The organism is Streptomyces sp. NPDC059895 (assembly GCF_042731035.1).
Lineage (GTDB): Bacteria > Actinomycetota > Actinomycetes > Streptomycetales > Streptomycetaceae > Streptomyces.
In genome coordinates this window covers 1-11,729 of the sequence record NZ_JBHWKO010000044.1, presented here as the reverse complement: position 1 = coordinate 11,729, position 11,729 = coordinate 1, and the positions used below count along the sequence as shown (strand labels likewise).

General features: G+C 71.7%; 11 protein-coding genes. 8 read left to right on the top strand and 3 right to left on the bottom strand.

Annotation, left to right across the window (positions count from 1 at the left end; all coding sequences use genetic code 11):
- Positions 1–27 precede the first annotated feature (27 nt).
- Positions 28–996 carry a hypothetical protein gene (locus tag ACFV9M_RS33790; protein WP_385074852.1) on the bottom strand — a complete coding sequence of 323 codons (969 nt, stop codon included), beginning with the start codon at positions 994–996 and terminating at the stop codon, positions 28–30.
- A 346-nt stretch (positions 997–1,342) separates the two neighbouring features.
- Here ACFV9M_RS33790 and ACFV9M_RS33785 point away from each other — a divergent pair, with 346 nt between their 5' ends.
- Positions 1,343–2,293, top strand: a complete 951-nt coding sequence (locus tag ACFV9M_RS33785) for a 5'-nucleotidase (protein ID WP_385074849.1) — start codon at positions 1,343–1,345, stop codon at positions 2,291–2,293.
- 273 nt (positions 2,294–2,566) lie between these two features.
- Here the strand turns inward: ACFV9M_RS33785 and ACFV9M_RS33780 are convergent, their stop codons facing one another.
- Positions 2,567–3,490 carry a ScbA/BarX family gamma-butyrolactone biosynthesis protein gene (locus ACFV9M_RS33780; RefSeq protein ID WP_385074846.1) on the bottom strand — a complete coding sequence of 308 codons (924 nt, stop codon included), beginning with the start codon at positions 3,488–3,490 and terminating at the stop codon, positions 2,567–2,569.
- Positions 3,491–3,614: 124 nt separating this feature from the next.
- Between ACFV9M_RS33780 and ACFV9M_RS33775 the strand changes: the two genes are divergently transcribed.
- From ACFV9M_RS33775 to ACFV9M_RS33760, 4 genes are all read left to right on the top strand, one after another.
- Positions 3,615–4,238 carry a ScbR family autoregulator-binding transcription factor gene (locus tag ACFV9M_RS33775; RefSeq protein ID WP_385074843.1) on the top strand — a complete coding sequence of 208 codons (624 nt, stop codon included), beginning with the start codon at positions 3,615–3,617 and terminating at the stop codon, positions 4,236–4,238.
- Positions 4,235–5,152 (top strand): NAD(P)H-binding protein, encoded by a 918-nt coding sequence (locus ACFV9M_RS33770; protein WP_385074840.1) that lies wholly within the window; start codon positions 4,235–4,237, stop codon positions 5,150–5,152. Before ACFV9M_RS33775 ends, ACFV9M_RS33770 begins: the two co-directional genes overlap by 4 nt.
- Before the next feature lie 165 nt (positions 5,153–5,317).
- Complete coding sequence (locus ACFV9M_RS33765) at positions 5,318–6,085, top strand: SDR family NAD(P)-dependent oxidoreductase (protein ID WP_385074837.1); 768 nt, start codon at positions 5,318–5,320, stop codon at positions 6,083–6,085.
- A gap of 369 nt (positions 6,086–6,454) precedes the next feature.
- On the top strand, positions 6,455–7,099 hold the full coding sequence (locus tag ACFV9M_RS33760) for a TetR family transcriptional regulator (RefSeq protein WP_385074833.1): 645 nt from the start codon (positions 6,455–6,457) through the stop codon (positions 7,097–7,099).
- Positions 7,100–7,599: 500 nt separating this feature from the next.
- Here the strand turns inward: ACFV9M_RS33760 and ACFV9M_RS33755 are convergent, their stop codons facing one another.
- The gene (locus tag ACFV9M_RS33755) at positions 7,600–8,745 is read right to left on the bottom strand and encodes an IS701 family transposase (protein ID WP_385074831.1); all 1,146 of its coding nucleotides are present in this window, start codon (positions 8,743–8,745) and stop codon (positions 7,600–7,602) included.
- A 356-nt stretch (positions 8,746–9,101) separates the two neighbouring features.
- Here ACFV9M_RS33755 and galU point away from each other — a divergent pair, with 356 nt between their 5' ends.
- The 3 genes from galU to ACFV9M_RS33740 form a co-directional block, all read left to right on the top strand.
- Positions 9,102–9,998: a UTP--glucose-1-phosphate uridylyltransferase GalU gene (gene galU / locus ACFV9M_RS33750; protein WP_385074828.1), complete on the top strand. Its 897-nt coding sequence runs from the start codon at positions 9,102–9,104 to the stop codon at positions 9,996–9,998.
- Between the two features lie 165 nt (positions 9,999–10,163).
- On the top strand, positions 10,164–11,183 hold the full coding sequence (locus ACFV9M_RS33745) for a hypothetical protein (RefSeq protein WP_385074825.1): 1,020 nt from the start codon (positions 10,164–10,166) through the stop codon (positions 11,181–11,183).
- 16 nt (positions 11,184–11,199) lie between these two features.
- Positions 11,200–11,729 (top strand): MFS transporter (locus tag ACFV9M_RS33740; RefSeq protein WP_385102618.1); only part of this gene is annotated, 530 nt, incomplete at its 3' end.

Here is an 11,729-nt window from a genome sequence, read left to right as displayed (position 1 = left end):
CCCTCCCCCTCGCCCACAACAGCGGCGCTACCGTCGGTACGGGTCCTCCGCCCGCAGCGCCTTGTCGATGATGTCGCCGACGTCACGGTCGGTGAAACTCGCCGGCAGCGGCAGTCCGAGCCGGTCGAGCAGGCGTCTGACCTCGTCGACGGTCGGCTCGTCGCTCAGCGCGGTGGCCTCCCGCAGATCCAGCTTGACCGCCTGTTCCCGGCTCTGGTGCAGCTCGGTGACGTAGTAGTCGTACAGCGGCCGTCCCCGCTCCACGCAGAGGCTGACGCGGCGCGGGTCGTCCTGGGTGATGATCAGCCGGGTGTCGGACAGGTCGAAGCGCAGGGTCGGCGCGACCGACGACAGGTGGACGTCGATCTCCAGCGTGTCCAGCCGCTGGCGGTGCCAGGCGGCGGCGACCACGGTGGCGTAGGACTCCTTCCGGGTGCGCTCGGGGGTCCACGCCGTGTACGCGCCGCCCTCCTGCCGGTGGCCGAAGGTGCGCCGGAAGCGCGCGTAGGCCGCGCAGACCCGGTCGTCGGCCGGGTTCACGATGTCGATCTTCACGCTGAGGGAGCGGCGCTGCCGCTGGGCCTCCAGCACGCACTCCGGCAGGGTGACGGCGCGCAGGTAGGTGCCCGTGCCGCCCTTGAACACCCAGCGGGCGGTGGAGCGCCGGGCCTGCTCGTGCGCGAGCGCCACCTCGGGACCGGCCAGCGTGCGCACCATGGAGAGGTCCTCGATCGCCCGGCTCGTCTCCGCGGTCGCGTCCCTGATGTCGGCCAGCCGCCGCCGTCGCTCCGTCAGCGAGCCGTACACCAGCGCCGCGAGGACGAGCAGGATGGAGCCGGTGACGATGTTGTTCTCGAAATCCTTGTCCAGGATGTCCATCAGGCCGACGACCAGGGCGACGCCGATGGCCACCACGCCGTCCGCGTTTCTGACCGCCCAGGCGATCGACTCCTCCAGGCGGCGCCCGGACGGCTGTTGCGGTGCGGTGCGGCTCACGTCCACCCTCCCCCGACGGCGGCTTCCAGGGTAGGAGCAACGGGCCTTCCGCAGCTACGGGGCGAGATCCGGCCTGATGGCCGCCGGCCGGTCCGCGCCACCGGGGGCTCGGGGGTCGGTGCGGACTTCGGTGCGGACTTCGGTGCGGACTTCGGTACGGACTTCGGTGCGGACTTCGGTGCGGACTTCGGTGCGGACTTCGGTGCGGACTTCGGTGCGGACTTCGGTACGGTGACCGGCCCGGTGCTCGGCTGCTCGGCCGTTTGGCCGCATGGTCGGGGGGACTACAGTCGGCGCCGGCGCCGCACCCGCCGCCGACCCGCGGCGCCGCACGAGGGGAGCCACCATGCCGCCGTACAGCCTCGAGAACCGCCTGGTCATCGGGATCGCCTCCAGCGCGCTGTTCGACCTGGCGGAGTCCGACGCCGTGTTCCGGCGGGAGGGCGAGGAGAGTTACCGCACCTACCAGCGCGACAACGTGGACAACACCCTGCGTCCCGGCGTCGCGTTCCCCTTTATCCGCCGCATCCTGTCCCTGAACGACCTGGCCCCCGAGGGCGACCCGCTGGTCGAGGTGATCATCCTCTCCCGCAACGACCCCGACACCGGCCTGAGGGTCATGCGGTCCATCAAGGCCCACGACCTGCCCATCAGCCGGGCCGTCTTCATGCAGGGGCGGGCGCCGCACCGGTTCATGCGGGCGCTGCACATGTCCCTGTTCCTGTCGGCGGACGACAACGACGTCCGGGAGGCCGTGGCGTCGGGGCTGCCGGCGGGCCGGGTCCTCGGCTCCGCGGTGGCCGACGACCCCGAGGACAAGGACCTGCGGATCGCGTTCGACTTCGACGGCGTCCTCGCGAGCGACGAGTCGGAGCGCGTCTTCCAGCAGGACGGCCTGGAGGGCTTCCGCGCCCACGAGTCCCTGAACGTCGCCACCCCTCACGACGCGGGGCCCCTGAGGGACTTCCTGCGCGAGATCAACACACTCCAGCGCAGGGAGGAGGAACGGCGCCGCCAGGACGCGGACTACGCGATCCGCGTGCACGTCTCCATCGTCACCGCCCGCAACGCCCCCGCGCACGAACGCGCCGTCCTGAGCCTGAACAACTGGGGCGTGACCGTCAACGACGCCTTCTTCCTCGGCGGCGTCGACAAGAGCTCGGTCATGGACGTGCTGCGCCCGCACATCTTCTTCGACGACCAGGTGAGCCACCTGGAGGGCACCTCGCGGACCACCCCGAGCGTCCACATCCCGTTCGGGGTGGTCAACCAGGGGGAGCTGCCGGGTGTTCCGTAGGGGACGGCCACGAGTTGTGGGGGCGGAAGGCACCGCGTGCCGTACCGCAGCGCCCGCCCGGGCGCCCGATCCGCGGAGTACCGGATCGGGGCACGGGCGGGCGCCGGTGTCGGTGATCAGTGTGGACCGGCCGCAGGGCGCGTACGACCGAGCGGGTGGGGGACCGCTTCCCGCGGGTGCGGGGCGTGGCCGGGCGGTGGGGTGACGCGGCGGGAGGGGGAAGGGCCCCTCCGGCGGCGACCCGGGTGACGCGATGGGCGGGGCGAACGTCGCTCAGGCGAGGACGGGTACGCGCGCGGCAGTGGGTACCGGGGTCGGCTGTGCGGTCGTCACCTCGGCGCTCAGGCAGACCTCCTGGCCCTGCTCGATGGTGATCTTCAGACGGTCGCCGGCCGGCGGAGCCACGGACACCCAGCTGGGCTGGTCCAGTTCCACCCAGCGGTCGAAGGTGACCGACATACCGGTGACCATGCCGGTCTCGGCGGGCCGGTGCGCGTGCGCGGCCTGGCGCACGGCCTCGAGGAGGAGCATGCCGGGGACGTGGTCGACGGGGTGGTCGAACAGCACCGGGTGGTCCAGGTCGACGCGCAACTGCCGGCGGTCCGCCGGTGCGCCGCCGGCCAGGACGACGTTGCACGGCAGGCAGTGACCCACCGCCGCGGGCTCCAGCGCCGGCGGCAGGGGCAGCGCGGTGCGGCGCACGGCCGCGAGGTCGTACCTCGGCCCGCGCAGCCGTCGGTAGAGGGCGGGCGAGCGGTTGGCGAAGCGGGTGGTGGCCGTCCCCATGCGCTGTCCGTGCAGGTAGGCGGTGGTGTGCATGACCATCGACAGCAGACTGCCGTTCCTGATCCGCACGTCCTCGCACACGACGTCGAGCACCACCTCCGCGGGTGACTCCGTGACCGCCATGGCGAGCGGATCGACCTGGTAGCTGAAGTCGTCCCAGATCAGATGGTTGCCGAAGGGAACGCCGTACGCGGTGTGCGACAGGAGCGGCAGGGTCTGCCGCACGGTCTCGACGAACAGCATGGGGTCGAAGCGCTGGTCGCGGGGCCAGTAGAAGCTGTGGAAGCGGGGCCACTGGGCACGGACCGTGTGCCGGTTGTCCGTGTGCGTGGTCCAGCCGGTGAGCAGCACCTCGGCGTGTGCCCGTTTGTGGACGAGTTCTCTCGGTACCGCGGTGCTGAGCTGGGACATGTCTAAGTCGGTGCCGTGCGCATGCAACATGGTCTGCCTCTCCCCCTGAGTGACTGGCCGCTGGCTGCGGTGACTGCGCTAACATAAAATACGTTCTCTATTTTTGTCGAGGAGTGGATGCCCCATGACGACCGCCAACGCAGAGCGCGCCGCACGAACCCGCCAGCGCCTCCTCCTGGCCGCCGCGGAGATCTTCGACGAGGCAGGCTACGAAGGGGCGGCCGTCACCCGGATCGTGGAGCGCGCCGGGCTCACCCTCGGCGCGCTGTACTTCCACTTCGGCTCCAAGCAGGGCGTGGCCGAGGCGCTGATGAACGCTCAGGCCACCACCATCGAGCCGCACCTCGACTCCACCGGCCTGCAGCGGCTGGTCGACATCACGCTCGTGTGGGCACAGCGCATGCAGCACGACCCGATATTGCGGGCCGGCGTGCGCCTCGCGGTCGAACAGGGCAGCCACGGCATGAACGACGCGACGTCCTTCGAGGACTGGCGCAAGCTCATGCGCGGTCTCCTGGAGACGGCACGTGTGGACGGCGAGCTCGAGGAGACGGCCGACCCCGACCGTCTGGCCCGGTTCGTGGTCGCCGCCTGTACCGGGATGCAGGTCTACTCGCAGCTCGCCACCGGGCGATCCGACCTGATGGAGCGCGTCTGCGACATGTGGACGCTGCTGCTGCCCAGCATCTCCCCCGCCGCCGTGCGCGCCAACATCGTCGTCGATCCGCAGCAGGTCCGGACCTCGTGACGGCGGCGGCGCGCGAGACCCGGCACATCGTCCGGCACATCGTTCTGACGGGGGCCACCGGAACGGTCGCCCCGCTCGTGGCCCGTCACCTGGCAACGGCCGGGCACCGGCTCACCCTCACCAGCCGCAGCGTCCCGCAGCGACGCCCGCCGGACGGCTCGAACGGCCCGCGGGGCGGCCCGCGGCCGGCGGTACGGCATGTGGTCTGCGACTACGACCGGCCCGCGAGCCTCCTCGAGGCGTTCCGCGGGGCGGACGCGGTCTTCGTCGTCACGAACGACCCCACGCGCCCCCAGCACGACCGGAACATCCTCCGGGCGGCCGCGGAGGCCTCGGTCGGACACATCGTCAAACTCTCCGCGGCCGCCGTCCACGACCCGGCGGCCGATGACCTCGTCACCACGCGGCAGAGGGAGAACGAGGACCGCATCAAGGGCAGCGGCCTGCCCTGGACCATGCTCCAGCCGCGGTCCTTCATGACGCACGCCCTGGCCTGGGCTCCGGGCATCCGCGGCAGCGCGACCACCGAGGCGCTGCACCCGCACAGCCGCAACGCCTGCATCGCACCGCAGGACATCGCCGAGGTGGCCGCGCGCGTCCTCGGTGACGACACCCACCACGGCCGGTCGTACCAGCTCACCGGCGCCCAGGCGCTCTCCGCCCAGGACCAGACCCGCATCCTGGCCGGCCTCCTGGGCCGGCCCCTGGTGTGCCGGGCACTGTCCCCGGGCGAAGCGCGCGCCGCCTACCTGCGCCGGTATCCGCCGGCGATGGCGGACGCGTTGCTGGCCAGCGCGGAACGGCAGGCCGCCGGGGCCAAGAGCGCGACCACGGACACGGTCGAGCGCCTGACGGGACGGGCGCCCACCACCTTCGCGCAGTGGGCCTCCGCTCATCTGCATCACTTCACCTGATCCCGGCTCGGGAACCAGGACCGCCCGCCCCGCCCGACCCCGCCCGCCGCACCGCTCGGGCGGCCCGTTCGTACAGGTCGTACGGGGTCCTTCGCCGCCCTGCGTCGACGGATCCCGTCCGGCCGCCGGAAGGACATCCACACCTACGCACGTCCGAGGAGAGTCATGTCTGAACGAGGTCTGCTGCACGGCAAGTCCGTCGTCATCACCGGGGCCAGCAGCGGGATCGGGGCTGCGGCGGCCCGGCTCTTCGGCCGGGAGGGCGCCCGTCTGGTACTGGCCGCGCGACGCAAGGACCGGCTCCAGGAGGTCGTCGACAAGGTCGAGGCGGCCGGCGGGCAGGCGACCGCCGTCGTGGCCGACGTCACCCGCGCCGACGACATGCGGGACGTCGCACAGGCGGCGCTGGACTCCTACGGCGGCCTCGACGCCGCGTTCAACAACGCGGGATGGACCTCCACCGGCACCCCGATGCACCTGATGGCGGACGACGAGTACGACCGGATCATGGACATCAACGCCCGCGGTGTGTGGAACGCCATGCGCGCCCAGATAGCCGTGATGCTCCAGCACGGCGGCGGCGCCATCGTCAACACCTCCAGCGTGGCGGGGATGCGCGCGACCGGGGCGTCGGCTCCGTACATCGCCGCCAAGCACGCCGTCATCGGGCTCAGCAAGGCGGCCGCCGACGAGTACGCGGAGCAGGGCATCCGGGTGAACGCGCTCGTCGTCGGCAGCACCCGCACCGAGTTGATGCACGAGGTGCTGACCAACACCCCCTCCCTGCTGAAGCCGTTCACCGAACGCGCCATCCAGCAGCGGCTGGCGGCACCGAGCGAGGTCGCGCAGACGGCCGCCTGGCTCTGCTCGGACCGGTCGTCGTTCACCACCGGGGCGGCCGTCCCCGTCGACGGGGGCTGGACCGCCAGATAGCCGAACAGAGGCGGTTTCGGCTTGGACTTGCCGAAAACGTTCCGGATTCTTTCCCCTCTCATTCCCGTCCTCCGGCAGCCGTCCTATCGTCGAGCCTCCCGTAGAACCCGGTTCGCGGGACCGCGCAGCCGCCTGCGACCACTGGTGACATCCGAGGACGTACGTGACCGACCTGACCCGAGCCGCCCCGTCAAGACGTATGACCGCCCGGGCCGGATGCCCGGCGACCGGGCCGAACCCCTGGCCCGGTCGCCGGGTCGTCCGCCCGTCCCCACGTCAGGACTCCTGGTACGCGGGCCCGGAGAGACCGGACCGCGTGACCGACACGGTCGACAGAACCACCGGTGAGGTCGCGGACCCGATGTTCCGATGTCCGCCCCTCACCTCTCCACCGCGATCACCGAGGCCATGATGAAGAAGAAAGAGCAAGCCACCCGAACGCGCACCAACCTGGTCCTGGCCGCGGCACGCAACTTCGACCGGCACGGTTACGACGGTACGTCCCTGGCCTCGGTCTGCGGTGACGCGGGCATCTCGATGGGAGCGCTGACCTTCCACTTCCGCAGCAAGGCCTCCCTGGCGGCGGCGGTGGCGGACGAGGGAGTCGGTGAACTCCAGCGGATCCGCACCGCGCGTCCGCACACCGACCGACCGCTGCACGACCTGTCGTCCCTGGTCCTGGCCGTGGCGGCGACACTCCGCCGCAGCGTCCAGGCCCGGTCCGCGGCGCGTCTGATCGCGGAGGGCCACGTCGTCTCCGACTGGCCGGCGGACTGGCGCGGGGAACTCGAAGGGCTCATCGAGAGCGCGTGGAAGAGCGGAGACCTGTCCGAGGAGGTGCAGCCGGGGACGGCCACCCAGCTCGTCCGGCACCTCGTGGAGGGCGTGGCGATCGACGCCCGTGTCACCTGCGGGCAGCCCAGCCCGACCCCGCCCGACTTCGAGGAGGTCTGGCGGGCCGCCCTGACCGGTCTCGCCTCCGGCCCACAGGGCAGCATCGCCGACACCCCCTGAACGACGGGGCGGAGCAGGCCTCTGCCGCCGGACGCAGGGGGCGGGCACGTGCGAGGGCACGTGCCCGCCGTCGGATGTACCGGTGCCGGACGACTGTGAGGACACGACCCCGTCCCCGGCCCCGCCCCCGTCCACGTCCACGTCGGTGGCAGGCGGGCGCTTACCAGGGCACGGCTGGGCCGCGCGGGGCCATGGCGGGGAACAGGGGGCCCGGGGGCCCGGGAGGCCCGGGAGCCCGGCAGGCCCGGCAGGCCCGGCAGGCCCAGGAGGCCCGGCAGGCCCGGCAGGCCCGGCAGGCCCGGCAGGCCCAGGAGGCCCGGCAGGCCCGGCAGGCCCGGCAGGCCCGGCAGGCCCGGCAGGCCCGGCAGGCCCGGCAGGCCCGGCAGGCCAAGGAGGCCCGGCAGGCCCAGGAGGCCCAGGAGGCCCGGGAGAGCCGAACCGATCGCAACGACCGGCCGCGCGAACGGCGCAGTGGGCAGTCGTGTCGGCAGGGCGCCCGGTCAGCCGCCGACACGATCCGCGCTGGCCCCACGCAACCGGTAGTGCGTGAAAGCGGCGGACACCAGTGTCGCGTGGTGGTGCCAGCCCGGGAACGAGCGGCCCTCGAAGTCCTGTAAGCCGAAGTCGCCGCTCAGGGAGTTCACGACCGCGGTCGCCAGACGAGGCTGACGCATCAGGGGCAGCATCTGTGACAGCGGCCGGTCGACGAGGTTCGTCAGCCAGACCCGGTTGCCCCGGCCGCCCGTCCGCCGCTGGGCCAGCATGCGCAGCCTGGGCTGCCGCGTGGCCGCGCCGGGCAGCACCACCGGCAGGGACAGGATGTCGAGGCCGTGGTGCTGCTCGCCGCTGGTCATGGGGCTGCCCTGGGCGGCGAGCAGCCGGCGGACGCTGAGGGGCGGGGAGGCGGGATGGGGAGCGGATGCCGACCGCACGGTCAGGGTCTCGGGAACCTCGACGACGAAGGGCTGCTCACCGCGTGACAGGTGGGCGAGGAAGGAGCCGCGGTCCGGCATCCACGACAGGTCCGCGGTGAGCGGGGCCTGCGGACCGGTGGTCCACGAGGTGACGCGGCGCACGAGTTCGGCGGCCTGGGACCACAGGGCCCCGCCGGCGTCCTCGGGCAGCCGGACCCGCGTGCGCAGTCGAGGGTCCGTCACCCAGTCCTCGGGGATGTAGAGGTTCCAGTCGACCGGGAGCGGGCCCTCGTCGCCGCAGAGGAACAGTCCGATGCCCAACTGGCACTTGGTGGACCGGCCCAGGAAAGGGTCGAAGCGCCGGTGCACGCCGACCGAGTGCTCGCCGCGCTTGGGGATGAACGCCGGTGCCAGCGCCCACGCCGTGGCGGCGGTCGTCCGCTCCACCCAGCGCAGCAGGTCCTGGCGGATCATCTGCCAGTCCCAGGGGCTGGCGTTGACGAACTGGTGCATCGACTGCGACGCCGTGGGCGAGTCGCTGACGGAGTCCGCGAGCCTGCGCACCGACTTCTTCCCGGGCGTCCGGAGCAGGGCCTTGACGTGCAGCTCGGCCCACCTGCGCTGATCGGCGCGCGGCAGCCGGCCGAAGACCGCGTCGGTGAACGAGTTCAGCTGACGGGCCTCGCCGAGGTCGGCCAGATCCCTCGGATCCGGCTCGTACAGCACGGTCATCTGACAGTCCCTCCCACAGGGCGGCGTTGACCCCTCCAGCATAAATAGCGTTCTTTATGTTACTGCGGGCGGAAGCCCATCCGGCGCGACTTAGGCAAGTCGGGGGCAGTGAATGGCATGAAAGCGCCCCAGAACGACCGGCTCGCCGGGGGTGGATGAGGGGCTGGGGCCGCCGGAACTCTTCGCCGACTCCCCTAAGTAGCGTCCGCTCGCCGCACCGTGCTCGCAGCGGCAAGGCCGTTCCTGCGCACACTGACCGCCGACGGCGAGGCGGTACCGCACCCTCGCCCGGGTCGTCACGGGCGACCCTCCGGGCCGTGCATCACGGCACTCTCCCAAGTCTTTGGACACCCAACATGAGTGAGATAACGAAAGCGGTCATCCCCGTCGCGGGGCTGGGCACCCGCTTCCTGCCCGCCACCAAGGCCACTCCCAAGGAGATGCTGCCGGTGGTGGACAAGCCGGCCATCCAGTACGTCGTCGAGGAGGCCGTCAGCGTCGGGATGCGGGACATCCTCATGGTGACCGGGCGCAACAAGCGCGCCCTGGAGGACCACTTCGACCGCAACTGCGAGCTGGAACTGGCCCTTGAGAAGAAGGGCGACACCGACCGGCTCGCCTCCGTCCACGCCTCCACCGAACTCGCCGACATCCACTACACGCGTCAGCGCGACCCGCGCGGCCTGGGCCACGCCGTGCTGTGCGCCGCCCCGCACGTGGGCGACGAGCCCTTCGCCGTCCTCCTCGGCGACGACCTCATCGACCCCCGTGACCCGCTCCTCGCCCAGATGCGGCAGGTACGCCGCCGCCACGGCGGATCGGTGATCGCGCTCATGGAGGTCTCCCCCGGACGCAGCCACCTCTACGGCTGCGCCGCGGTGGAGCGCGAGCACGGAAGCGACATCGTGCGCGTCACCGACCTCGTCGAGAAGCCGGCACCCGGCACCGCCCCGAGCAACCTGGCCGTCATCGGCCGCTACGTCCTCGACCCCGCGGTCTTCCCCGTTCTGCGGCACACCCCGCCCGGACGCGGCGGCGAGATCCAGCTGACCGACGCCATCCGGACGCTCGTCCACGACGGACACCCCGTGCACGGGGTGGTGTTCTCAGGACGGCGTTACGACACCGGAGACCGGGCCGACTACCTGCGCGCCGTCGTCCGGATCGCCGCCGACCGCAGCGACCTCGGCCCCGACTTCGTCGAGTGGCTGCACGAGTTCCTGGGCCGCGACCCGGCGGCGCTCACCGTCTGATGCGTGCAACTGCGCCCGGAGCGCCGGTTGAACGTCGGCATCTTCAGCGAGTTGGCGATGTCGTCGTCGTCCGGCTCCACCGGATGGATTACGACAGGAGACCTCCGTATGGTCCACGAGCGAATACAGAGAAGCAGCCGGACCGAATCCGCCGGGGAAAAGGCGGTGGACGCCCGGAAGGGATCGGCGCGATCGCAGGAAGGAAATACCGAACTCGAACCCGAGTACCGCGTCCCGCTGACCGCGCTGAAGAACGTCATCAAGGTCAGGCTGGACGGCCCGGACGACCGGCACACGCGGGCCCTCGCCGAATCCGGTGAGTTCCCGCCGATTCTGGTCCATCGCCCCACCATGGCAATCCTCGACGGTGTCCACCGCTTTCACGCCGCACACCTGCGGGGTGACACCCACATAGCGGTGCGATTCTGCGACGAACCACTGGAGAAAGCCTTCGTCCGGACGGTTCGGGAGAACGTCCGGCACGGCCTTCCCCTGACGTTCTCCGACCGCACGGCGGCGGCCGGGCGCCTCCTGACGGCTCATCCGCACTGGTCGGACCGCTACGTCGCCGGGATCGCCGGGCTGTCCCGGAGGACCGTCGCCGACCTGCGCAAAGGCGCGCAGCAGGCGGCGGGCCCGACGCATCGCCTCGGCCGCGACGGGCGTCTGCGCCCCACCGACGCGGACGAACGTCGCCGGCGCGCGGCCGAGATCCTGCGCAGCGAGCCGGACTCCTCGCTCCGCGAGGTCGGGCGTCTGGCCGGTATCTCGCCCACCACGGTGCGGGACGTGAAACGAAGGATCGAGAACGGACAGGAACCCATTCCGCGCAGGTCCGCGGAGAGCACGGCCCGGACCGCCCGCAACGGCGAGAACACGTCGCCGCCACCCCGGCACGACCCGGTGGCGGGGGCGGCTCCGGCGGATTTCCCGGCGCTGGTCAAACGCCTGTGCGGTGAGCCGTCACTGCGGCATTCCGCCGACGGACGGCTTCTCCTGCGCCTTCTCGACCTGCATCTGGCGGCACAACGGAGTTCCGCCCGGATCGCCTCCGCGGTCCCCGCGCATCAGATCGCGACAGTCGCCGTCGTGGCTGCCTGCTGCCGGCAGATCTGGCACGACATGGCGACGGGACTCGACAGCACTCGGCGCGGCCCCGACGACCTGGCCGCAGTGAAGAACTGAGAAAGGAAGAAGAGACATGTCTGTTGTTGATGGTGTGGTGGAGGGGGCGGTCGTGGCGGGGCCGGGTGGTTCCGGGCCTGAGCGGTTGTCGTCGCGGATGCGGTTGACGCTGGTGGTGCTGCTGGTGGCGCAGTTCATGCTGGCGGTGGACTTCTCGATCCTGAACGTGGCGTTGCCGGTGATCGGTGAGGGTCTGGGATTCTCGCTGTCCCATCTGCAGTGGATCGCGACCGCGTTCGCGTTGTGCGCGGCCGGGTTCACCCTGCTGTTCGGGCGGGTCGCGGACCTGTTCGGGCGGCGCCGGCTGTTCATGGGCGGTCTGGCCGTGCTGGGCCTGGCCTCGCTGGCCGGCGGCCTGGCGACCAGCCCGGAAGTCCTCATCGTGGCCCGTGTCTTCCAGGGCCTGGCCACCGCGGCCGTCACCCCGGCCGGCCTGTCCCTGCTGACCACCTCCTTCCCCGAGGGCCCGCTGCGGCAGAAGGCCCTGGGCCTGAACGGGGCCTTGATGTCGGCCGGTTTCACCACCGGCGCCATCCTCGGCGGTGT